General features: G+C 63.3%; 19 protein-coding genes. 9 read left to right on the forward strand and 10 right to left on the reverse strand.

The features are described 5' to 3' along the window. Nucleotide 1: 1 nt before the first annotated feature. Both ACEOAC_RS19300 and ACEOAC_RS19305 read right to left on the reverse strand, forming a co-directional pair. A complete protein-coding gene (locus tag ACEOAC_RS19300) occupies nt 2-1684 on the reverse strand; it encodes a VRR-NUC domain-containing protein (RefSeq protein WP_413445556.1) in 1683 nt (560 codons plus the stop codon). 79 nt (nt 1685-1763) lie between these two features. Beyond that, nucleotides 1764-2669 carry a LysR family transcriptional regulator gene (locus tag ACEOAC_RS19305; protein ID WP_413628532.1) on the reverse strand — a complete coding sequence of 302 codons (906 nt, stop codon included), beginning with the start codon at nt 2667-2669 and terminating at the stop codon, nt 1764-1766. Between the two features lie 225 nt (nt 2670-2894). On the opposite strand from ACEOAC_RS19305, the gene ACEOAC_RS19310 reads away from it, so the two are divergent. Together ACEOAC_RS19310 and ACEOAC_RS19315 are read left to right on the forward strand one after the other, a co-directional pair. Next, nucleotides 2895-3665: an SDR family oxidoreductase gene (locus ACEOAC_RS19310; RefSeq protein WP_102661171.1), complete on the forward strand. Its 771-nt coding sequence runs from the start codon at nt 2895-2897 to the stop codon at nt 3663-3665. 171 nt (nt 3666-3836) lie between these two features. Beyond that, nucleotides 3837-5381: a lyase family protein gene (locus tag ACEOAC_RS19315; RefSeq protein ID WP_413444380.1), complete on the forward strand. Its 1545-nt coding sequence runs from the start codon at nt 3837-3839 to the stop codon at nt 5379-5381. 37 nt (nt 5382-5418) lie between these two features. On the opposite strand, the gene ACEOAC_RS19320 is transcribed toward ACEOAC_RS19315, so the two are convergent. From ACEOAC_RS19320 to ACEOAC_RS19335, 4 genes are all read right to left on the reverse strand, one after another. Continuing rightward, a complete protein-coding gene (locus tag ACEOAC_RS19320; RefSeq protein WP_241812051.1) occupies nt 5419-6429 on the reverse strand; it encodes a succinylglutamate desuccinylase/aspartoacylase family protein in 1011 nt (336 codons plus the stop codon). A gap of 104 nt (nt 6430-6533) precedes the next feature. Then, the gene (locus ACEOAC_RS19325) at nt 6534-7403 is read right to left on the reverse strand and encodes a transporter substrate-binding domain-containing protein (protein ID WP_413444379.1); all 870 of its coding nucleotides are present in this window, start codon (nt 7401-7403) and stop codon (nt 6534-6536) included. Nucleotides 7404-7426: 23 nt separating this feature from the next. Then, nucleotides 7427-8257, reverse strand: coding sequence for a transporter substrate-binding domain-containing protein (locus tag ACEOAC_RS19330; protein ID WP_413444378.1), 831 nt, complete (start codon nt 8255-8257; stop codon nt 7427-7429). Between the two features lie 302 nt (nt 8258-8559). Then, nucleotides 8560-9489 carry a LysR substrate-binding domain-containing protein gene (locus ACEOAC_RS19335; protein ID WP_077237690.1) on the reverse strand — a complete coding sequence of 310 codons (930 nt, stop codon included), beginning with the start codon at nt 9487-9489 and terminating at the stop codon, nt 8560-8562. 100 nt (nt 9490-9589) lie between these two features. On the opposite strand from ACEOAC_RS19335, the gene metC reads away from it, so the two are divergent. The 3 genes from metC (at nt 9590) to ACEOAC_RS19350 (ending at nt 12239) form a co-directional block, all read left to right on the forward strand. Next, complete coding sequence (gene metC, locus ACEOAC_RS19340) at nt 9590-10753, forward strand: cystathionine beta-lyase (protein WP_413444377.1); 1164 nt, start codon at nt 9590-9592, stop codon at nt 10751-10753. Between the two features lie 68 nt (nt 10754-10821). Continuing rightward, nucleotides 10822-11472 (forward strand): amino acid ABC transporter permease, encoded by a 651-nt coding sequence (locus tag ACEOAC_RS19345; protein ID WP_077237688.1) that lies wholly within the window; start codon nt 10822-10824, stop codon nt 11470-11472. Then, nucleotides 11469-12239, forward strand: coding sequence for an amino acid ABC transporter ATP-binding protein (locus tag ACEOAC_RS19350; RefSeq protein ID WP_077237687.1), 771 nt, complete (start codon nt 11469-11471; stop codon nt 12237-12239). Before ACEOAC_RS19345 ends, ACEOAC_RS19350 begins: the two co-directional genes overlap by 4 nt. 20 nt (nt 12240-12259) lie before the next feature. Here ACEOAC_RS19350 and copD read toward each other — a convergent pair whose 3' ends face one another. The 3 genes from copD to ACEOAC_RS19365 all read right to left on the reverse strand — a co-directional run bounded on the left by copD (nt 12260) and on the right by ACEOAC_RS19365 (nt 14569). Next, nucleotides 12260-13153 (reverse strand): copper homeostasis membrane protein CopD, encoded by an 894-nt coding sequence (copD, locus tag ACEOAC_RS19355; protein ID WP_413444376.1) that lies wholly within the window; start codon nt 13151-13153, stop codon nt 12260-12262. After that, the gene (copC, locus tag ACEOAC_RS19360) at nt 13150-13524 is read right to left on the reverse strand and encodes a copper homeostasis periplasmic binding protein CopC (RefSeq protein WP_413444375.1); all 375 of its coding nucleotides are present in this window, start codon (nt 13522-13524) and stop codon (nt 13150-13152) included. The genes copD and copC overlap by 4 nt, the downstream gene beginning before the upstream one ends. 136 nt (nt 13525-13660) lie before the next feature. Continuing rightward, nucleotides 13661-14569: a LysR family transcriptional regulator gene (locus tag ACEOAC_RS19365; RefSeq protein ID WP_241812057.1), complete on the reverse strand. Its 909-nt coding sequence runs from the start codon at nt 14567-14569 to the stop codon at nt 13661-13663. A gap of 886 nt (nt 14570-15455) precedes the next feature. On the opposite strand from ACEOAC_RS19365, the gene ACEOAC_RS19370 reads away from it, so the two are divergent. Beyond that, nucleotides 15456-17186, forward strand: coding sequence for a methyl-accepting chemotaxis protein (locus ACEOAC_RS19370; protein WP_413444374.1), 1731 nt, complete (start codon nt 15456-15458; stop codon nt 17184-17186). A 69-nt stretch (nt 17187-17255) separates the two neighbouring features. Here the strand turns inward: ACEOAC_RS19370 and ACEOAC_RS19375 are convergent, their stop codons facing one another. Further along, the gene (locus ACEOAC_RS19375) at nt 17256-18149 is read right to left on the reverse strand and encodes a LysR family transcriptional regulator (RefSeq protein WP_413628533.1); all 894 of its coding nucleotides are present in this window, start codon (nt 18147-18149) and stop codon (nt 17256-17258) included. Nucleotides 18150-18363: 214 nt separating this feature from the next. Between ACEOAC_RS19375 and ACEOAC_RS19380 the strand changes: the two genes are divergently transcribed. The 3 genes from ACEOAC_RS19380 (at nt 18364) to ACEOAC_RS19390 (ending at nt 21810) form a co-directional block, all read left to right on the forward strand. Next, on the forward strand, nt 18364-19692 hold the full coding sequence (locus ACEOAC_RS19380) for an amidohydrolase family protein (protein WP_413443958.1): 1329 nt from the start codon (nt 18364-18366) through the stop codon (nt 19690-19692). 90 nt (nt 19693-19782) lie between these two features. After that, nucleotides 19783-20982 carry an arabinose transporter gene (locus ACEOAC_RS19385; protein ID WP_413443957.1) on the forward strand — a complete coding sequence of 400 codons (1200 nt, stop codon included), beginning with the start codon at nt 19783-19785 and terminating at the stop codon, nt 20980-20982. Between the two features lie 57 nt (nt 20983-21039). Continuing rightward, nucleotides 21040-21810: an SDR family NAD(P)-dependent oxidoreductase gene (locus tag ACEOAC_RS19390; RefSeq protein ID WP_413443956.1), complete on the forward strand. Its 771-nt coding sequence runs from the start codon at nt 21040-21042 to the stop codon at nt 21808-21810. Nucleotides 21811-22186 lie beyond the last annotated feature (376 nt).

Genomic DNA, 22186 nt, shown 5'->3' on the forward strand with positions numbered 1-22186 from the left:
CTCATGCAGCCAGTGCCTCCCACTGCAGGTAGCACACCGAGACCGGCATGCCGTGGCGGGCGCAATAGTCCAGCCAGCGCAACTGGTTGTCCTGCAGCTTGTCGCCGGGGCCTTTGACTTCGATCATGCGGTAGCTGCGCTGCTGCGGCCAGAACTGGATCAGATCGGGGAAGCCGCTGCGGTTCTCGCGCACGTCCTCCAGGATGCGCAGGCACCACAAGCGCAGGTGCGAGGGCGGGATGCAGTCCAGCGCCAGTTCCAGCAGCTCACGGGTGAGCCCACCCCAGGCCACGAAGGGCGATTGCACGCCGGCCTTGGCATCATGGGTGGCCAGGATGGCGGCGCGATGGCTGCCATCCTCCAGCCGTGCCAGGCAACGCTCGAACTGCGCACGCCGGCGCCCATGGAAGTCGGCGCTGAAGAGGTCAGCCGGCTCGCGCTGGAAGGGGTGAAAGAAGGCGCCAGGAATGGCAGCGAAGATGGCCTCCCAGCACAGCAGGCCGAACAGGGCATTGGCCAGCACATTCTCGATGTAGAACACCGCTGCCTCTGGCTGCTGCCGTTGCAGGTAATCGCCCACCGCCAGTTCGACCCGTGCAGCGCCCTGGCGGGGCAGGTTCAGGTCCAGGCGATCGACAATAGCGGCGCGGCGCCGCCCCGGTGCCGGCTGCCCCAGCTGACGCGCCAGTCGCGGTGCGATGCGTGCCAGATGCTGGCGCTCCGCTTCGCTTTCCGGCGACTGTTGCGCAGTGCGCAGCAAGCTGTGCGCGGCGCCGAAGCGGCCCAGTTTTTCCAGCACGCGGATGGCACGCGCGCGGGCCCCCGGATAGGCGCAGCCTGCATAGACGGCGTGCGCCTGGGACAGGTCCTGCTCCTTCTCGAACAACTGGCCGATGCGGAACATCAATCGCTGGCGCCGACTGTCCAGCCAGGGATTGTCGAACGCGCCGTGGGGCAGCATGGGCAACAGGCTGCCCGCGGCGGTGCCGGCCTCGTAGGCCTGGCGACAGGCGTGCAGCTGCAGATAGAGATCGATGTCGGCACGGCTGCGAAAACCCCTGGCCTCCGGCCCCAGCGTGACCCGCTCATAACGCAGGGTGCCGATATCGGCCAGCACGAATTCGCTCCAGTCCTGGCGCAGGTTACCGAAGAACATCAGCCGCAGGCGTTCGCACAGCGGCCGGTTCAGCAAGCGCACGGCCTGGTCGCTGCCCTTGTGCTGCCATTGCGAAAAAGGCCGCGGATGACCGTGGGCGGCATCCTCAGCCAGCAGCGACAACAAGGCGTCCTTGCGCAGGGCCTTGCACGCAGGCGAGCGCAAGGCCGGCGAATCGAACTGCACCAGCAGCTCGACCCGGGTCGATAGCTGGGCGAACTGCTGCAGGCTCAGCACAGGGTCATGTTCGACCCAGGCCCCTGGCAGGCCACGTAAAGCCTGCAATGAACAATCGATCTCCGGATAGGCCAGTTTACTGACGCGAAAGAGTTCACCTTTACGCATCATCATGCGCACGAACAGTGCGCGCGAAGCCAGCGGCAAGCGGGGGAAGGCCGTGATGAAGTCGCGTTCTTCCGCGTTCAGCAGATCGCCATAGCGCTGCGCCAGCCAGTCCAGAACCTGCTGGAAGTTGCCGAGGTAGTAAAAACGGTGGGTGGGGTCCAAAACGGCGGCCATGGGATGCATCTGGGGCGTTTAACTGTATATAAGCACAGTATAACGCGTCTCCCCTTCCGACTGCCCGCAAGGACCATCGCAAGGGCGATTACAGGCGCGGAGCCAGCGCCTCGGCGAAGAAATCCGTCACCGCCCGCACCCGGGCCGGGATGAAGCGGCGGCGCGGCCAGACCAGGCAGATGTCGCGGGTGTCGTCGATGAAGTCATCGAGGACGGTGATGATCTCCGCGTCCTGCTGCGTTCCCCTGCCCCGCCCTTGCTCCGGCTCCACCAGCGAGGCGCGATTGAACATGCCGATGCCCAGGCCCGCCTGCACCGCGCTGAGGATGGTCTCCACGGTATTGGACGAGAGGTTGCCGCTGACCGGCACGCTGAACCGCCCCTGGGGACCGGTGAAGTGCCATTCACGCATGTCCTTGTAGATGAGGCAGTTGTGATGCGCCAGCGCCTGCGGCGTGGCCGGCACCCCGTGCTGCGCGAAATAGTGGCGCGAACCGGCGCACACCAGCGGGCTGCTGGTGATGCGCTTGACCACCGCATCCGGATGGCGCTCCGGACTGACCCGGATGGCCAGGTCGATGCCCTCGGCCAGCAGGTCGTTGACGCCATCGGCCAGTTGCAGGTCCAGCCGCACCCCGGGGTAGCGCCCCAGCAGCGCCGGCAGCAGCGGCAGGACGTGCAGCCGGCCGAAGGTCGCCGCCGCCGCGACCCGCACCGGGCCGGAGATCTCCAGCGTAGTGCGCATGATCTCGCCATCGGCCTGGGCCATCTCTTCCAGCAGCGGCTGGGTGCGCTCGTAGTATTGGCGCCCGTGCTCGGTCAGCCGCACGCTGCGCGTGCTCCGCTGCAATAACTGCACGCCCAGACGCTTTTCCAGCGCGTTGACCGACTTGCTGATGGCCGACTGCGAATCGCCCAGCCGCCGCGCCGCCGCCGAGAAGCCACCGGCCTCGACCACGGCGACAAAGGCGTTCAGTTCATGAAATCTGTCCATCTTCCGTCTTCCTCGGTGTTGCCCTGCCTTGCCTTCGTCCTGTCATCAGGATGGCGAACAGGGATTTATTCCATATTGGAATAAGAGTAATCGAATCCCACCTGATTATCATCAACATCGACAGGAATTACGATTTCCTCACGTTGACCGGGCAGCCTTTGGCTTCCCGACCGGCACCGGCGCTATAGCGGCGCCTCCTGAACATTCCTTTGAGGAGAATTGAACATGAGCACATCTACACATCAGCCCCTCGCTGCAGCCCCCTCCCTGAACCTCGCCGGCAAGAAGGTGGTGGTGGTCGGCGGCAAGAGCGGCATCGGCCTGGGCATTGCGCAGGCAGCGCAGGCGGCGGGGGCCCAGGTCGTAGTTGCCAGCCGGAGGGTGGCGACCATTCAGGAACGCGCAGACCTGGGCAACTTCGAACAGGTCAGCCTGGACATGCGCGACGAAGCCTCGGTACGCCAGGCCTTCGCGGGCATCGGTGCCTTCGATCACCTGGTCGTGACCGCCGCACCCGACATCGGCAGCTGGGGCGGTTTCATGGACGCCGACATGCAAGGCGCGCGCAGCTACATGGAAGGCAAGTACCTCGGCAGCTGGGCCTGTGCCCGCCATGCCGCGCCGCTGCTGCGTGCCGGGGGCTCGATCACCTTCCTCAGCGGTGGCCTGGCGGTACGTCCCAAGCCCGGCTTCGCGGCCGTCACACCTGCCTTTGCAGCCGTGGAAGCCCTGTCGGCCGCGCTGGCCATTGAACTGGCACCGACCCGCGTGAACACCCTGCGCCCCGGCTTCACCGATACCGACATGTGGGGCTTCCTGCCGGCCGAGGTGCGCGCCGGCCTGAAGGAGAAAGTGGCCGCAGCATTCCCGGCCCGCCGCGTCGGCCGCGCCGAGGACATCGGCCATGCCGCCCTGTTCCTGATGACCAATCCCTACGTCACCGGCACCGTGGTGGAAGTCTCCGGCGGCGAAACCCTGGTCGACAGCGTGTCCTGAGGCGCCTTGCCCGGCAGGTGCAAGGGGCGGCCATCGTGGCAGCACCCTGCGCCTGGATGGTCAGCCGAGGCGGGACAAAACAGAATCGCAATTGCCGGATAAGATTGGCACCCGGCAAACCCGGTTTGCCCTCTCAACAACGATCATCGCCAAATACCCACGGAGACCCAGGTGTACAAACTTTCCACGATTGCCCTTGCCAGCGCCCTGCTGGCCCTGACGGCCCCGCTGCATGCCCAGCAACCGCAGCAGCAGCCACCACAGCCACAACAGCAGCAGCAACGCCACGACGAATTCTTCTGGCTAGGCGAGATCAACAAGGCCACTGCCGTCATCAATACCGACGAAGGCCTGCTGGACAAATCGATGACCCCGCTCGTCGTCAAGGGCATCCGCAAGGTATTGGCCGATGCCGAACAGCCGGGCGCCAAGCGCCCTACCCTGGTCATCACCTTCGAGCCGCTGCTGATCCAGGCGGCCGGCCCGCAGATCACCTTGCTGCATGCCGGCCGCTCCAGCCAGGACATGCTGGCCACCATGCGTTCGGCCATCCTGCGCGAAGACATGCTGGCCCTGGCGACCCAGCTCAATGCCACCACCGCGGCCATGGTGAAGCTGGCAGCGCGCCAGCGCGACACCATCGTGCCCAACTACACCAACGGCGTAGCGGCCCAGCCCAACAGCTATGGCCACTACCTGCTGGGATTTGCCGCCGCACTGGACCGCGATGCCCAGCGCATCCGCGAGGCCTATGTCCGCATCGACCGTTCCTCGATGGGAACCACCGTGCTCAACGGCACCAGCTGGCCGCTGAACCGCCAGCGCATGGCGGACTATCTGGGCTTCGGTGCCATCGTCGACAACGCCTACGATGCCTCGCAACTGTCGGCGGTGGATGAGCCGGTGGAAGCCGGCGCGGTGGTCTCGTCCATCGCCCTGCATGCCGGCACCTTCATTCAGGACGTGATGACGCAGTATGCCCAGCCCCGTCCCTGGATACTGCTGCAGGAAGGGGGCGAGAACACCTACGTCTCCTCAGCCATGCCACAGAAGCGCAATCCGGGCCTGCTCAACAGCACCCGTCGCGATGCCACCACGGTACTCACCGAAGGCATGGGCGCGGCCCTGCAGGCACACAACATCCCGCCCGGCATGAGCGACCCCAAGGATGTGAAGGCCAACAAGGCCATGGTCCTCAATGCGGCCAAGGTCCTGAAGAACTGGGAGAGCATCCTCAATGCGCTGATCATCAATCCCCAGCGCGCGCTGGAAGAACTCAACAGCGACTGGACCGCCTCCCAGGAACTGGCCGACGTGCTGATGCGCAAGTACAAGCTGCCGTTCCGGGTGGGCCATCATTTTGCGTCGGAGGTGGTGGAATATGCCAAGGCCAACGACATCCGTCCGCTGGACTTCCCCTACGCCCAGGCGCAGCGCATCTACACGCAGGCGGTACTCAATTCCGAATTCCCGCAAGTACTGCCGATGTCGGAGCAGGAGTTCCGCAGCACCCTGGACCCGGTTGCCATCGTGCGCAATCGCGCCACCGTGGGCGGCCCGCAACCGGCCGAGATGGACCGCATGCTGCGCGAGGCCAATGAACGGGTGAGCCGCCAGGACGCCTGGATCAAGGCGCGCCAGCAGCATATCCGGACCTCGCTGGAGAAGCTGGATGCGGACTTCGATCGGCTGGGAGCGGCGGCCGGGGTCAGGTGATCTCGTCCGGCCCAGTCAGCGAGCGCATGGTAGCGCCTCAGAGTGAGGACTTGCGCTCGCTGGCCAGCTGGAAGATGCAATCGCCGCGTCTGACCTGGGCGATGGCGCGCTTGCAGACGATCTCACCATCGGCGGCAAAACTCACCGTCTCGGGCGGGCGCACCGGATTGTCGGGGAAGTGGATCAGGGCCGCCGCCTGCCCTTGCCTGACCACTTCGCCCAGCTCGGCCAGCGGTTCATAGACGCCGTGGTCCATGGCATAGACATAATGCCGGTTGCGGTCGATGGCCATCAGCCGCGCATCGGCGGGTGGTCGCGGCGGCACCAGCTTGCCCTGCAACAGCCCGATATAGCCCAGCAGATGCAGCACACCCTGCATGCCCTGCCGCACCAGAGCGGCATCGACACCACCACCGCCACCCAGTTCGGTCAGGAAACAGATCGCCCCCTGGCGGCGCGCCGCGGCGGTGACATTGACCGGGTTAGGCTGGTACAGGAAGGCCTTGGGAAGACCGAAGGCCTTGAGCAGGCCCGTGACCTTCTGTTCCTCTTCCGCATCGCGTGGCTCCAGGCCCATCATGTTGGCGCCGTCGTACATCAGTGAACTGCCGCCGGAATGCAGGTCCAGCATGTAATCGGCACGGGCCAGCAACACATGTTCGATGTAGTGGGCGATCACCTGCGAGGGAGTGCCGGCAGGATCGCCTGGATAGAGCCGGTTGAGATTGCCGTCATCCAGCGGCGAGGTCCGCAGACCGGCCTCGGCGGCCGGGGCATTGGCCATGGGCAGGAGGATCAATTGCCCGCTGACCATCTCGGTCTGGATCTCGCGGATCATCCGCGAGACGATGATCTGTCCTTCATATTCATCGCCGTGGGTACCCGCGCTGACGATGACCACCGGTCCCTCGCCGCGCTTGATCGAAGCCACCGGAATGGGCAGCCAGCCGTAGGCAGACCGGTGGACGGAGTGCGGAAGCCGCAGAAAACCGATCTGCTTGCCGTCGGCATCGAAATCGACGTCGCTCTTGATGGGATTGCTTGCCATGTGATGTTCTGATGTATTGGATGTATTGGATATATCGGGTGTATCGGATGTAACCGGCGTATCGGATGCTTCAGGTATTGAGGAACACGCCAGATGTGCGCGGATCAGTGATCGATCGCCTTCTTCATGTTGCCGACCATGTCGTACTCCGGGCTGACATAGCGCTGCGCGATCTTCTGCAACGTGCCATCCGCGATCATGTCGGTGATCGCCTTGTCCATGGCGGCCTTGAGTGCGTCGGCGTGCTTGGGCAATACGGCCGCACCGAGCGAATAGACCAGCGGCGCACCGACCGTTTTTACCGGGAGGTTGTTGATGGTCTTCATCTTGTAGCCGTTGAAATAGGAGTCGATCACCGAATCCAGACGGCCGCTCACCAGATCGTTGTAGAGGAAGCCGCCCCCTTCGTAGGCGCGTACCTGCGAGTCCGGGAGGTTCTTGTGCGCCCACATTTCATTGGCGGTGCCGGCACTGGCGCCAACGCTCTTGCCCTTCAGGCTGGCGCGGTCACGGATATCGGTATTGCTGGCGTTGACCCAGATACGGAAGTCCTGCACCGTGTAGGGCAAGGTGAAATCCACCACCTTTTCCCGCTCCGGCGTGCGCGCCATGCTGTTGACGACGACGTCGTATTTGCGCGCATTGATGCCTTCGACGAAGTTCTTGAACTTGTCAGCGATGAACTCGATCCTGGCCACGCCGATGCGGCGGAAGATTTCGCGGGCCACCGCTACGTCATAACCATCAGGCTGGTTCTTGTCGTCCAGGTAGCTCCAGGGCGGGCTGGTCTGGGTATTGGCGATCCTGACCACCCCGGCCTGCTGCAGGCGGCTCAGGGAATCGTCGGCCGCTGCCTGCGCCGACAGCATCGGCAGCATCAGTACCGTGCCCGCCGCCAGGCCCAGTGTCAGTGTCAATGTCAGTGTGGGCAGCCTCAGCAGCCGCTGCAACGACCTGCGCAAGGTATTCTCCATGGATGGCTCCTTTTCCCAGGGTTTCACTGCTGTCTGAGAGCGCGCTGGATGTCGCCCACCATGTCGAACTCGGGTCCGACCCAGCGTCGTGCCAGCCGGTCCAGTGTGCCATCGCGGGTCATGTCGGCAATTGCCTTGCTGACCGCGTCCTTCAGTGCCGGCTGCCCCTTGACCATGGCCGGCGCGGAAAGCTGGTAGATCAGGACCGGCCCGACTTCCTTGATCGGCAGCTTGTTGACGTTGGCGTATTTCATGCCGCCGAAATGGGAGCTGATGACCGCATCGATACGCCCGTTGCCCAGGTCATTGAACACGAAACCGCCATTGTCATAGGTGCGGATATCGGACTCCTTCAGATGTGCGCGAGCCCAGGTCTCGTTGCTGGTGCCGGTGGTGACGCCGACCTTCCTGCCCTTGAGATCGGGCTGATCCTTGATGGTGGAATTGCTGGACAGGACGAAGATGCGGAAGTCCTCCACGCCATAGGGCGCCGCGAAATCGACCTGCTTCTCGCGTTCCGGCGTTGGCGTCAGGTCATTCATGACCAGGTCATACTTGCCGGCCTTGAGTCCCTCGACGAAATTCTTGAAGCTGTCGGCCACGAACACTACCTTGGCCACGCCGATGCGCCGTGCCACTTCCTTGGCGACCTCCACGTCATAGCCTGCCGGCTGCAGCTTGTCGTCGATCAGGCTCCAGGGCGGGCTGCTCTGGGTGTTGGCAATGCGGATCACGCCGGCCGCACGTGCACTGGCCAGGATATCGGCCGGGATGTTCTGTGCCACCGTCGTGCCGGCGGCCAACCCCAATAGCGCCGACCCGCATAGTTTCAACATGACATGACGCATTTGCATGGTGCTGCTCCCCTCGATGATTGATGAATGTCGAGGCCCATTTTGCGGCGCTACCGGCGCCCCGGCAATGAGAGCGGGTTTCTAACCTGATAAGCAGAACTTATAGACTATGCACCGAACAGGCCAGGGATTTTGCAATGCCGCACCAGCACCGGGCAGCCGTGATGGAGAACGCGGCTGGCCTCAACCCCTTACGCCACGTGAGGAGAACGTGGCATGCAGTGCCAGCCTGCTTCCCTACAGGCTGCCGATTTGCCCAGAGGATGTGCGCGACGCACCATTACGGACAGGCCAGGACCTGTTCAGAACGCACCCGGCTTCTGATACAGCACCTGACGCAGCGCATTCATGTCCGACTCCATCTGGATGCGCATGACACGCAGCAATTCCTTGGCATTTTCGGACATGGGAACGCCAGGGCGAAATACCAGCAAGGCGGTGAAGTGAGCCGCCACTTCCATCGGTTTCAGGCGCAGGCCCCGGGTGACGTAGTCCAGTGCCAGGATGGGATGGACCATGCCCATGCCGACCCCGCGCAGGGCGAACTCGCAGACCGAATTGGAATAGGGTGTCTCCAGGATGGGGCGCAGCACCTTGCCCTGCTGGATCAGTTCCTGCTCCAGCCGACGGCGACTGGCATCCTCGGGATTGAGGGCGATGAAGGGATGCTCCAGCAGGTCATCGGCCGTGATGAGCGGCTTGCCGGCCAGCGGATGGCGATCGTTCATCACGATCACCCCCGGCACGCTCATGAACTGCGAATGCTCCAGCCCGGACACCGCCAGCTCATCAGCCATCAGGCCGAAGTCCAGCTGCCCGGCGCTGACCTGCTGGTAGACCTCGCGCGAACTCATGATCTGGAACGACATCTGCACGCGCCGCTCGGCCAGGCCGAAGGCGGCGATGGCGCGTGGCATGAAGCCTATCCCCAGTGCGGGAAAGGACGCGATGGCCAGGCGCCCGAGGCCGAACGAGCGCAAGCTGCGGATGCGGTGCTCGATCATCTCGAAGCCGGCGAAGCAGCGGTCGACCTCCACGATCAGCGCCAGTGCCTCCTGCGTAGGTACCAGCCGGCCGCGCGTGCGCTCGAACAGACGCAGTTCGGAAGAAGCCTCCAGCTTGCGGATCGACTGGCTGATGGCCGGTTGCGATACGTTCAGTAAAGCCGCTGCCTTGCTGGTCGTACCGGCCCGCATGACGGCCCGGAAGACCTGGATGTCTCGCATGTCCATGTATAAGTATCGCTTATAGAGTTAGTGACGCCTGCTGTTGCTGGTCCCGTCCGGCTTGCGGATACTGAGACCGTCTTTTTTACATTAACAAAATAATCGCATGAGCACGAACACTCCGACCTCCCAGCAAGAAGCCTTCGCCAGCCTGTCTCCCGCGGTGATGCGCGCCTCCACCGTGGTCTTCGACAACTTCGAGGATTTCGTCCAGCGCAAGCAGCGCCAACCCGACGGTTTCAGCTATGGCGTGACCGGGACTCCCACCGCCCGCCTGCTGGAACAGAAAGTGGCGCAACTGGAGAATGGCCGCCACTGCGTCATCGCACCCTCCGGAGCAGCGGCATTGATGACGACCGTCATGGGCTTCGTACGGGGCGGTGACCACCTGCTGGTCTCGGCGGCCTGCTACGGCGCGCTCAAGAGCTTCGCCGAGAAATGGCTGGCGCGGATGGGCGTGGAGGTCGAGCTGTATCGTCCCGACATGGGCGCCGACATCGAAGCGCTGATCAAGGACAATACCCGCATGATCTGCATGGAGGCCCCCGGCACCGTGACCATGGAAATGCAGGACATCCCGGCCATCACTGCGGTGGCCCGTCAACGCGGCGTGCTGACCATGCTCGACAATACCTGGGCCAGTCCTCTTGGCTTTGCCGGTCTCGACCATGGGGTGGACTTCAGCATCCAGGCGGCCACCAAGTTCCTTGGCGGACATTCCGATGTGCTCATGGGCTGCATCAGCATGAATGATCATGCCCACTACGACATCCTGCGCGAGACCCAGAGCATCCTGGGCCAGCAGGTCAGCCCGGAAGATTGCTTCCTGGTACTGCGTGGGCTGGAAACCCTGAAGCTGCGGGTGACCGCGCAAGGCAGTGCCACCCTGCAGGTGGCGCGCCATCTGGCACAGCATCCGATGGTAGAGCGCATGATGTATCCGCCGCTGGAGTCCGACCCGGGCCACGCACTCTGGAAACGCGACTACCGGACCCATGGCTGCCTGTTCTCGATGATCCTCAAACCGGGGCCCGAACAGGCCTTCCACAGCTTCTTCGACAGCTTGCAGCACTTCGTCATCGGCGCCAGCTGGGGCGGCGTGCATAGCCTGGCGGCCTACTATCCGGCCGCACTGCAGGCCAATCGCGCCTTCCCGGCAACCGATCAGCCGGTGGTACGGCTGTCGATCGGACTGGAAGACAGCACATTGCTGATCGCCGATCTGGACCGGGCGCTAGCCGCATATGCACAAGCACAGACAGCGGGCTGATCGATTCATGACTGACAAAAACGAGGGCGACATCGGAGGCGATGTCCGCCATCGCAGGGAGGAGGAGTATGGTTGATTTGTTCCTGAGGGCGCTGCCGCTGCTGGAAAAGGCAGTGCTGGTCACGCTGGGCCTGGGGCTCGGTTCATTCCTGCTGGGCTCGGCATTGGGCATGCTGATCGCCCTGGCCCGCATTTCCGACTGGCGGCCGCTGCGCTGGCTGGCCTTTGCCTATGTCTCGATATTTCGCGGCACGCCGCTGCTGATCCAGATTCTGCTGATCTACTTCGGCCTGCCCAACTACGGCATCACCATCGACCCGATCCCGGCCGCCTTGTTGGCGCTCACGCTCTTCTCGGCCGCCTATCTGAGCGAGAACTTCCGCTCGGGCATCAATGCGGTGGACCGTGGCCAGTGGGAAGCCGCCTGGTCCATGGGCATGGGGTACTGGAAGACCTTGCTGCGGGTGATCCTGCCGCAGGGCTTGCGCATCGCCATCCCGCCGCTGGGAAGCCGCCTGATCGCGCTGATGAAGGACACCTCGCTGGCCTCCACCGTCACGGTGGTGGAACTGACCCGCGTAGCCGACCAGCTGGGTGCAACCACCTTCCGCTACATGGACATGTTCATCATCGTCGGGACCATCTACTGGATCATCAATCAACTGCTCACCCTGCTGCAAACCTGGCTGGAAGAGACACTGTCGAGGCGCTATCAATGAACCAAGCCGCACAATGTACCGTCCGCGTGCGCGGACTGGCCAAGGCCTTCGGCACCAATCAGGTGCTGCGCAACGTCAATCTGGAAGTCGCGCGCGGCGAGGTGGTGGTCATCATGGGGCCGTCCGGGTCCGGCAAGACCACCTTCATCCGTTCGCTGAACCTGCTGGAACTGCCTGATCGCGGCAGTATCGAGATCTGCGGCGTGGAGCTGGCCGAACCGGCGGCACTGCCGCCACGCGAGCGCCGTCGCAAGACCCTGCAGATCCGCCAGCAGACGGCGATGGTCTTCCAGTCCTTCAACCTGTTTCCTCACATGACGGCCTTGCAGAACGTGATCGAGGGACTGATCTCGGTCAAGGGCGTGGCCCGCGAAGAGGCGAGGCGACGCGGCCTGGCGCTGCTGGGCAAGGTGGGACTGGCGGAGAAGGCCGATGCCTATCCCGGCAAGCTCTCCGGAGGCCAGAAACAGCGCGTGGCGATCGCACGCGCCCTGGCCATGGAGCCTGAAGTGATCCTGTTCGACGAACCGACCTCGGCACTGGACCCTGAGTTGCGCGACGATGTGCTCAACGTCATGCGTGAACTGGCCAAGGAAGGCATGACCATGCTGGTGGTCACGCATGAAACCCGCTTTGCCCGGGACGTGGCTGATCGCATCGTCTTCATGGAGGGCGGGCATGTGCTGGAAGATACGACACCGGAACACTTCTTCGGCGCCCAGGCCAGCGAACGCTGTCGCCAGTTCCTGGGACGCCTGCACGATTGAGACCGGCTCAGGCTGCAGCCTCAGTCCGGCTGCAGCATCCCCAGCCAGGCCAGCAGTGCCATGACCAGCAGCGACAGCAGGATCTCCAGCCAGGTCAGGCGTGCCAGCAGCGCCAAGGCGCGCGGTTGGCGGCGTAGTGCCGGCACCAGTCCATAGCGATTGAACAGCGCCACCAGCACCATCACGCCCACCAGCACGCACTTCAGTGCCAGCAGGCGCTGATAGGTAAACGACCAGTCCAGCGGCAAGCCGCCGAGGATGAAACAGGTGTTGACCAGGCCGGTCAACCACACCAGCGCAACCACGCCATGCCCAGCCGTGGAAAAGCGGCGCAGGATGGTCACCGCCTGTGCTGTCTCTGGCGCTTGCGCGCTGCGCTGCAGGCGCGGCAATACCAGCAGCACCACCGGCAAGGCACCGACCCAGGCGCCCACGGCCCAGACATGCAGCACGTCGTTGGCCTGGTGAAGCAAGCCGGGCCAGCCCTGGTGCATGGCTGCGTGGCCGGTCAGGGAGAGTCCCGCCAGGAGAATGGCACTGGCCAGCAGGCTGGCGCGCTGGGCCAGGGTGACCCGGAACAGGCCGGCCGCCAGCAGCAGGACCAGCGCACTCAGCTGGCACCACCATGCCGTACCGATCGAGGTGCCATTGGCGACCGCCGTCAGCATCTGCATTCGCAGTGCGTCTGGCCAGCCCTCACCGAGGATCGCCGCCTGCAGCGGCAAGGTGCCGACCACGGCCAGCAGGATCAGGGTGCAGAGGACACGGCGGCACAGCGCCAGACGCTGCCACAATGCATCGCGCAAGGGCTGCGGCACCAGCACCAGCAGCATCAGTGTCATTCCCCACAGCAACAGCGCGGCGCCGTCCAGCAGCAGGCGGCACAGCCCTAGCAGCGCTACCGCGCCACTCAAGGGGCGACGGTGAAGTGGTAGCTTCCCTCGGTCTTGTGACCGTCAACCGAGAGCACATGCCATTGCACGGTGTACTTGCCTGCGCCCAGATGCGACGGCACCGGGACCATCAGTGACTTGCCCTGGTCCATCAGCATGGCCTGGCCCAGCTTGATTTCCTGTTGCTCAGGGCCCAGCAGCTTGAGGCCGCTGAAGTTCAGGTTCAGGCCTTCGGTAAACACCAACGTCAGATCGGCAGGAGCAGCCGCAGCGGCTACCACCGCCTGGTCGGCGGGTGCTGCAGACTTGAGATGGGCATGCGCCCAGGCCGATGAGGTGAAGGCGAGGCTGGCCAGCAGGGCCAGGGGGAGGAGATGGCGGAGTTTTTTCATGTTGTGGGTCTGGCTGGAGATGACTGGAAGACTGAATGACTGAACGAAAGAAGCAATGCCTGTGGATGAGGCAGGGTCAATAGCTTACTCCGCTGGCGCAAGCACGCCCGCGACAAATTGTCGCAGCCATACAGGCTCAGCCAGAAGCCGCAGCACAGACGGGCATGGCGTGCAGCGGGAGGATCGATGCAAAGTAATGCTCGATATGATCCAGGCACTGCCGCACCTTGGCCGGCATGTTGTCGCGATGACGCACGGTCACGAAGATGTCGAAACCGCCCAGCGACCATTGCGGGAGCACCTGGCGCAGTCGTCCGCTCTGGAGATCCTCGTCGATCTTGTTCTGCAGCAGGCGCGCAATGCCGTGACCATCGAGCGCCAGAAAGCGCAGGGAGCGGGCATGATTGGCGCTGATGCGCGGTTGCAGGCGCACGCGCACGGTGCCTGAGGCCTCGTTGGAAAATTCCAGGAAACAAGGTTCGCCATGGGGATTGAAGAGCAGGAAATCATGCTGCAACAGATCCACCGGCGAGTGGATGGGTGGCCGGCTCTCGAGGTATTCCGGCGAGGCGCACAGGACGTCGGCGAAGCGTCCGAGGAAGATGTCGCCCGGCTGGCGATTGCGACCTGCACGCAATGCCAGATCGATGCGGTGATCGATCAGGTCGATGTTGTGATCGGCCACTTCGAAGCGCAACTTGATCTTGGGATTGTGCTTGATGAAATCATGCAGCGCCGGAATCAGGTATCGGGTGGACATGAAACTCGATACGGCGATGCGCAACTCTCCCACCATCTCGTTGTTCAGTACCGCAACACTTTGCTCGGCTTCGCTGGCGGCCGTGACGATGTGCGCGCAGTGCTTGTAGAACAGCGTACCCGCTTCGGTCAGACTGAGCTTGCGGGTGGAGCGATTGAGCAGCGTCGCCTGCAATGACAACTCAAGCATCCTGACATGCTGGCTGACCGAAGAGGTGGTCAGGCCCAGGGCTTTGGCGGCGCGCGAAAAAGCACCCAGTTCCACCACGCGCGCAAACGTGGCCATTCGCGCGAGATCGTCTATTCCAAGTTTTCTCATTGATTGACTATGCTGATGCGACCGCGCCCGAATCCGGTGGCGGTGCAATGCGAGTTTTTTCTATCGCAACATGATATGGATGAACTTATTCCTTTAAATGACGGATTGTACGGAATAGCAATTCTTCTCTAGATGTGAGTCGGCCATATTGCCGGTGGAAAAGGCAGGCCGTACAAGGACCAGGACATCGCCTGGGCCGGCTCGGGTGACAAGGCGGCATCAAGGCCGACAGGATTGCGTCGGCAGCCCGCGACCCGGATGGCGGATCGACCAGCTCGGCAGCAAAGCTGCATCAACTGCGGAATGTAATACAGGAGGGAGGGATTGATTAGGGCGCAAAAATTAAATAAATAGTTAATTTAACTTGATAGTTTCCACACGGATACGGCGGCGTGCCATAGCGCTACGAAGTCACGGCAAACCTTGCTCCCGGCCGCTTCGGCCGGTCGAGTGCGGGGAGGCGAGCCACATTGCACCAACCCGGCAGGTGCGCCGGAATGCATTCGCGGACCAGCTGAACCGGGCCTCACGGCCCTGTATCCCCCCGTTTTTACAAACAGTCTTTCAGGCTGCAGGGGACTAAACGCGGATGCTCATCTGTAATACAGTCCGCTGGCCAGACACGAGAAGAACCAAGGATCGCACGTCGACGGTGAATCTCGGATCACGCCTGGCCTGGAAATTCCCGCTCATCACCCGCAGTACCTCCCTACCCCCTCTGGCCGAGGCAAGTCCGATCTCCTGTCTTCAACAGCGATTGGCAGGTTCCCACGCACCTACGCAACCTGGCCCAGACCACATGCACGCGAGCGACTGCGATGCCATGCAACTCAATTTGAAATAACGGGCAGCAATGAACTGGTTCACCAATCTGAAAGTCAGCCACAAACTCCTCGGCGGTTTCTTGGCCGTGGCCACGATCGGCGCCATCATCGGTACCATCGGCATCCTCAAGGCCGGGCAGATCAATGACCTGGCCACCGAGATGTACGAGAAGCAGGTGGTTGGCTTGCGCCATTCGGCCCAGGCCACGCTGGACCTGAGCTCGTCCAATCGCGCCATCCGCAGTGCCATGCTGGCCGAGACTGCCGAAGAACGTGCGAGCAGCCTGGATGAACTCGCCAAGCGCCTGGACAATACCGACAAGGCATTGAGCGCAGCCGAACAGCGCTTCAGCACGCCCGAAGGCCTGGCCCTTGTAGGCAAGGCCAGGCAGGCCTTCGAGGCCTATCGGGGTGCCATCACCGCCACGGCCGAGGTGCTGCGCAAGGAATCCCTGGCCGATGGCCGCCAGTCCACCAGCCAGTTGTTCTCCACCGTGCGTCCGCTGGCCAACGAGGCCGAGAAGATGATGCTGCAGATGATGGAGGTCAAGAAGGACAATGCCGACAAGCTCAACGACGAGACCGACCTCATCTATGCCCACATCCGCAGCCTGCTGATCGTGCTGACCTGCGGCGGCGTGCTGTTCGGCGTGGCGCTGGGCCTGTTCATCTCGCGCAACCTGACGCGCCAGCTCGGCGGTGAACCACGCGATGTGGCCGCCGCCGCCGACGCCATCGCCTCGGGCGACCTGAGCACCCATATCGATACCAGCCATGCGGCCCAGGGCAGCGTGGTCAATGCCATGCACATGATGCAGGCGTCCTTGCGCAAGGTGGTGCAGACGGTGCGCACCAGCAGCGAAAGCATCGCCACCGGCTCGCGCCAGATCGCCACCGGCAACCTGGACCTGTCGGCGCGTACCGAGCAGCAGGCCAGCGCCCTGGAGGAAACGGCGTCCTCGATGGAGGAACTGACTTCAACCGTCAAGCACAACGCCAACAATGCCCAGGACGCCAAGCAGATGGCCTCCACTGCCTCCACCGTCGCCCTGGAAGGCGGCGAAGTCGTAGCCAAGGTGGTCGATACCATGAGCGCCATCAATGAATCCTCGCGCAAGGTGGTGGACATCATCAGCGTGATCGACGGCATCGCCTTCCAGACCAACATCCTGGCTCTTAACGCCGCCGTTGAAGCGGCACGGGCCGGCGAACAGGGACGCGGATTCGCGGTGGTCGCCAGCGAAGTGCGCAATCTGGCGCAGCGTTCGGCCGCAGCCGCCAAGGAGATCAAGGCGCTCATCGAAGACTCGGTGGAAAAGGTAACCGTCGGCGCGCGCCTGGCCGACCAGGCCGGCACTACCATGAGCGGCATCGTGGAGAATTCACGCAAGGTGACATCCATCATCGGCGAAATCTCGGCGGCAAGCGTGGAACAGACCGCCGGCATCGAGCAGATCAACCAGGCCATCATGCAGATGGACGATGTGACCCAGCAGAATGCCTCGCTGGTGGAAGAAGCCGCTGCCGCCTCGCGCGCCTTGCAGGACCAGGCCGATGCCCTGGCCCAGATCGTGAGCATCTTCAACCTGGGACAGAACGCCATTAGCTACCAGGATGCGCCGCGCTCGGCTGCGCCGCCGGCCATTACAGCCATCAAGACCTCCACGGCCAGCCAGGCGGTGGGCCACGCCGCGCCCCGGCGCCTGAACCATCAGAGTGCCGCGCAGGCGGCGAAAGAGGAGGATTGGGCGACCTTCTGAGCGGGGCATGGGCGCAGCGAACGGGCGCGCAGTCTTGCCGACGGCGCACCCCCTGCCCTGGCGGGCGACTCAATGGCCGGGGCGCTTGCGCCCTGGCCTGGATATCTCCACGCAAAAGTCGATGAAGGCCTGGACCGCCGCCGGTGGCAAGCGGCGCGAGGGCCGGATCAGATACAGCGGGAAGGTCTCGCCCGGCCAATCGGGAAAGAGTTCAAGCAGCGCCCCACTCTCCAACAAAGGCGCCATCCCCAGCGCCAGTACCTGTGCAATGCCGGCACCGGCGATGCAGGCGCCGACCATTGTATTGGGATCGGTCAATGTGAGCCGGCCCTGGGTCTGGATCTGCCTTACCTCCTTGCCACGATGAAACTCCCAGTTGAACGGTCTGCCGCGTCGGGGATCGATGAACTGCATGCAATCGTGTTTCACCAGTTCATCAGGATGGCGTGGTGTGCCGTGCTTGTTCAGGTAGCCGGGAGCGGCCACGGTCAGGACCCGGGTCTCCATCAGCTTCAGCGACGTCATGGCCGATGAGGGTTGCGGACCAAATCGCACCGCCACATCAATTCCCTCGCTCACCAGATCGGCGTTATCGGGAAAAGCCACGCTGACCAGTTCAATCTCGGGATAGCGCTCGGTGAATTCAGCAATGCGTGGTGCCAGCACGTGACCGGAAAACAGCGGATTCAAACCCACCCGCAGAATGCCGCGGGCACTGGTGGCCGAACGGGACACGGCATTGGCTGCCTCTTCGATACCCGACAGATGGGGCGCGGCCAACTGATACAGGCGCCCGCCATCGTCGGTCAGATGCAGGGCGCGCGTGCTGCGATCCAGAAGCCGGATACCGATGCGCTCCTCCAGGCGGGTGACGGCACGGCTGACACCGGAGGCGGACAGCCCCAGTACCTCGGCGGCCCGGGTAAAGCTCCCGGTTTCCACCACTGCCGCCAATACTGTCATTCCCGACAATAGTCGCCCATCGAAACCCATACCTGCTCCTTTGACTTTTAGCAAAGATGATTTGCCTTTCCCCATCTTAATCAAAGATGGCTCGCCGCGTAAAGTGCCTCCAACGACGCGCCAGGCAGGATCTGGCCGCCGCACCGGAGAAGCGAGGGGCTTTTGACGCCCTTGCGATTCCGGTCGATCTCAATCCAACCCCGTGGAGCACATCATGAGCCATTCGCAACGTATCCTCTTCAAAGGCGGCACCGTCGTCACCATGGACCCCAAGGTCCCCAATCTTGTCACCGGCGATGTTCTGGTAGAGGGTGGGCGCATCGTCGCCGTCGGCCCGCAGTTGGCTGTCGATGATGCCGAAGTGATCGACGCCAGCGACCATATCGTCATGCCGGGCCTGATTGATGCTCACCATCATGCCTGGCTGGGCGTGATGCGCCGTCTGCTGCCGGACGTCGATGACCTGTTCGCCTACATCGATGTGGTCGCCGAAAAACTGGGAGCCCACTATCGTCCGCTGGACATGTTCCTGAGCACGAGGCTGACCGCCGTGGCATCGTTGGACGCCGGGATCACCACCCTCATCGATGCCTGCCACAGCTCCCGCAGCCCCGAACACACCGACGCTGCGCTGGATGCGCTGGAAGGCAGCGGCATTCGCGCCCTGCATATGGTCGGTCCAGCCATGGACAAGCAGGCCAGCTCGGCCCACCTGCCGGAAGACCTGCAGCGCCTGGCCAGCAACTGGAACCATGCCGGCAATCTGGTCAAGGTCGGCCTGTTCGGCCAGCTCAATCTGGACTGGTGGCGCGTGGCGCGCGAACTGGACATGCGCATCCTGACCGAGTTCATCGGCGATCTGGCCAAGCTGGGGCCGGAGTTCGCGCAAGCCGGAGTGCTGGGTAGCGACAATATCTTCAACCACTGCACCCGCGTACCGCCGGAAACCTGGAAGCTGCTGGCCGATGCCGGGGTCAACATCACCGTCAATCCCCGTTCGGATGCCCTGTTCGGCTTCGACGATGACAGCTTCGCCTACCAGATCGCCATCGATCATGGTCTCACCCCGGCCCTGGGCATCGATCTGGATACTGCATTCGGCAGCGACATGTTCGGCGAAATGCATGCCCTGTTCGGCCAGCAACGCTCGGCCATGCGCTATCGCCGTTTCCGTGGCGAAGCAGATGCACCGGCGCCGATCTCGGTGGAAGCGGTCCTGCAGGCGGCCACCGTCAATGGCGCCCGCGCCGCCGGGCTGGAAGGCCAGGTCGGAACACTGACCCCCGGCAAGCAGGCCGACATCATCATGGTGCGTACCACCGGCGTGGCAGTATGGCCTGTCACCCATGCCATCGGCACCATCGTCCAGGCGGTGGAACGCGCCGATGTCGATACCGTCATGGTAGCGGGCACCCTGCGCAAGCGTGGCGGCCGCCTGATCGATGTCGACCAGGCCAAGCTCAATGCCGAGATCACCGCCTCGCGCGACTTCCTGATCCAGGCCAGCGGCTATCGCACCGATCTGTTCAAGACCCGGGCCTGATCGCCGGCGTTGACGCGGCGCGCTGCGGCGATCCGCGTCGCCCTGCGCACCGGGTCCCCATTCATCACCGTATTCCTTCAAGGGGCAATCATGCGAACCCTCGTTTCCAAACCCGTGCCGGAGGCCGCTCTGGCCCCGGCTCATCGGCCCCGCCCGGCACCGGGCGTCATTGCCGCGCTGTTCTGCGGCTATCTGGCAGTCGGCCTGCCGCTACCGGTCATCCCACTGTTCGTACACCAGCGACTGGGCTTCGGCGATCTGCTGGTCGGTCTGGTGATCGGCATCCAGTTCCTGGCGACGGTGCTCACGCGCGGCTACGCCGGGCGCCTGACCGACCAGCTTGGCGGCAAACGCTCGGCCTTGCAAGGTGCCGTGGTGTCGGCCGTCGCAGGCCTGCTCTATCTGGTGGCGGCCTGGCCCGGCATGTCCAGCAGTGCCAGCCTGATCATCATCATCGCAGGTCGCCTGGCGGCCGGTCTTGGCGAAAGCCAGTTCGTCACCGGTTGCGTGTCCTGGTCAATCGCCTCGGTCGGCCCCCAGCGTGCCGGCATGTCCATGTCCTGGACCGGGATCGCCATGTTTGCCGCCCTGTCCATCGGCGCTCCGATCGGTATGGCGCTTTATCTGCACTATGGATTGGCGGCTGCCATGATGGCCTGCATCCTGGCACCGGTCCTGGCCGCGCTGATCGTCCTGGGATCGACCTCCTACCTGTCGGCCGGTGGCGATCGCCTGCCTTTCCATCTGGTACTGGGCCGCATCTGGCGCGAGGGTCTGGGACTGATGCTGCAGGGAGTGGGCTTGTCGGGATTGACGGCATTCGCTTCGCTCTATTTCGCTGCACGTCACTGGGATAACGCGGGCCTGGTCATGACCGCCTTCGGCATCGGCTTTATCCTCGTACGACTGGCGCTGGGCCATCTCCCGGACCAGTTGGGCGGTTACCGCGTGGCGCTCTGCTCCTTGCTGATCGAAGCCGTGGGCCAACTCCTGCTGTGGGCGGCCCCCACCGCCTGGCTGGCATTGGCCGGCGCGCTGGTGACCGGCCTGGGATGCGCCCTGATCTTTCCGGCGCTGGGCGTGGAAGCGCTCAAGCGGGTGCCGCCGGCCAATCGCGGCAGCGCCATGGCTGCCTTCGTCGCCTTCCTGGACATCGCCTATGGCATCGCGGGACCGGTCGCAGGCGTCATCGCAACGCATTTCGGCTACGCTGCGGTCTATCTCTTCGGAACGGCCTGCGCGCTTGCGGGGGCCATTCTGATCGCTGGGCCCGTTCGTTCCCGGTCCTAAGTATCGTCATTCCGGGCCCGCCGTTGGCGGGTCCCCTCATTCATCCAGGAGCAATTCATGTCACGCATCTTCATCTCCGGTTCTTCCACTGGCTTGGGCCTGATGGCGGGCCAGCTGTTGATCCAGCAAGGGCACAGCGTAGTTCTGCATGCACGCAACGCCGCTCGCGCTGCCGAAACCCGACGTGCCAGTCCCAAGGCCGAGGCCATTGTCACGGGCGACGTGGAAACCATCGCTGGCAGCATCGCGCTGGCCGCCCAGGTCAATGACCTGGGGCAGTTCGATGCCGTCATCCACAATGCCGCCGTGGGCTACCGTGAAGCGCATCGGCTGACCGTCGACGGACTGCCCCATGTGTTTGCGATCAATACCTTGTCGGCCTATGTGCTCACCGCCCTGATCCAGCGCCCTTCCCGCCTGGTCTATCTGAGCTCGGGGATGCATCATCACGTGCGCCCCCACCTGGAGGACCTGCTGTGGGAGCAACGTCGATGGAATGGCTCGGACGCCTATGCAGAGAGCAAACTGCACGATGCCATGCTGGCCATGGCGATCGCCCGACGCTGGCCGATGGTGAAATCCAATGCTCTGGAGCCAGGGTGGGTCCCCACCAAGATGGGCGGACCTGGTGCGCCGGACGACATGCAACAGGCCCATCTCACGCAAGCCTGGCTGGCCGCCTCCGGTGACGCGAAGGCACAGGTGACGGGCAAGTATTTCTATCACCTCAAAAAGATGGACCCGAATCCTGTCGCTCTCGATGTGATTCAGCAGGATCGCCTGATCGACCTCTGCGCGAAACTCTCCGGGATCGATATTCCCGGGTGATTCGGAGGGAGGTGCGTTACCGGCGGCGCAATTTGGCGCAATTTGGCGCAATTTGGCGCGATTCTGGCGCGATTCTGGCGCGATTTTCATGCACCTGAGCATGAACAAGCCCAGATGCAGCGCTGACCATCGACGAACTCAAGCGCTGGCATGAAGGCATGCTGGCGCGCTATGGCTTGCGGGCAGGGTGTTGGCTGACTGCTGACCCAATGAGGGGACTTGGTCGGAGGAGGATCGTGTTCGGTGATAGTCGTCCTGATCACCGAGGCATTGTGGAAATTCAATTGTTGCATTTATTTATGACAAAAATAATTAATTGAATGAATTGTATTTATTTTGCGAACAGTGAAGTCGAAAAAGGCGGCTTTATCCACCG

Source organism: Herbaspirillum frisingense (assembly GCF_047325095.1).
In the GTDB taxonomy this organism is placed as follows: domain Bacteria; phylum Pseudomonadota; class Gammaproteobacteria; order Burkholderiales; family Burkholderiaceae_D; genus Herbaspirillum; species Herbaspirillum frisingense.

Excerpts from the sequence above, each read along its gene's own strand:
- ACEOAC_RS19310 (WP_102661171.1), top strand. The coding sequence starts at position 2,895 with ATGAGCACATCTACACATCAGCCCCTCGCTGCAGCCCCCTCCCTGAAC.
- ACEOAC_RS19320 (WP_241812051.1), bottom strand. The coding sequence starts at position 6,429 with ATGGCAAGCAATCCCATCAAGAGCGACGTCGATTTCGATGCCGACGGC.
- ACEOAC_RS19350 (WP_077237687.1), top strand. The coding sequence starts at position 11,469 with ATGAACCAAGCCGCACAATGTACCGTCCGCGTGCGCGGACTGGCCAAG.
- ACEOAC_RS19345 (WP_077237688.1), top strand. The coding sequence starts at position 10,822 with ATGGTTGATTTGTTCCTGAGGGCGCTGCCGCTGCTGGAAAAGGCAGTG.
- ACEOAC_RS19330 (WP_413444378.1), bottom strand. The coding sequence starts at position 8,257 with ATGCAAATGCGTCATGTCATGTTGAAACTATGCGGGTCGGCGCTATTG.
- ACEOAC_RS19335 (WP_077237690.1), bottom strand. The coding sequence starts at position 9,489 with ATGGACATGCGAGACATCCAGGTCTTCCGGGCCGTCATGCGGGCCGGT.
- copC (WP_413444375.1), bottom strand. The coding sequence starts at position 13,524 with ATGAAAAAACTCCGCCATCTCCTCCCCCTGGCCCTGCTGGCCAGCCTC.
- ACEOAC_RS19390 (WP_413443956.1), top strand. The coding sequence starts at position 21,040 with ATGTCACGCATCTTCATCTCCGGTTCTTCCACTGGCTTGGGCCTGATG.
- ACEOAC_RS19375 (WP_413628533.1), bottom strand. The coding sequence starts at position 18,149 with ATGACAGTATTGGCGGCAGTGGTGGAAACCGGGAGCTTTACCCGGGCC.
- ACEOAC_RS19385 (WP_413443957.1), top strand. The coding sequence starts at position 19,783 with ATGCGAACCCTCGTTTCCAAACCCGTGCCGGAGGCCGCTCTGGCCCCG.
- metC (WP_413444377.1), top strand. The coding sequence starts at position 9,590 with ATGAGCACGAACACTCCGACCTCCCAGCAAGAAGCCTTCGCCAGCCTG.
- ACEOAC_RS19380 (WP_413443958.1), top strand. The coding sequence starts at position 18,364 with ATGAGCCATTCGCAACGTATCCTCTTCAAAGGCGGCACCGTCGTCACC.
- ACEOAC_RS19305 (WP_413628532.1), bottom strand. The coding sequence starts at position 2,669 with ATGGACAGATTTCATGAACTGAACGCCTTTGTCGCCGTGGTCGAGGCC.
- ACEOAC_RS19325 (WP_413444379.1), bottom strand. The coding sequence starts at position 7,403 with ATGGAGAATACCTTGCGCAGGTCGTTGCAGCGGCTGCTGAGGCTGCCC.
- ACEOAC_RS19370 (WP_413444374.1), top strand. The coding sequence starts at position 15,456 with ATGAACTGGTTCACCAATCTGAAAGTCAGCCACAAACTCCTCGGCGGT.
- ACEOAC_RS19365 (WP_241812057.1), bottom strand. The coding sequence starts at position 14,569 with ATGGCCACGTTTGCGCGCGTGGTGGAACTGGGTGCTTTTTCGCGCGCC.
- ACEOAC_RS19300 (WP_413445556.1), bottom strand. The coding sequence starts at position 1,684 with ATGCATCCCATGGCCGCCGTTTTGGACCCCACCCACCGTTTTTACTAC.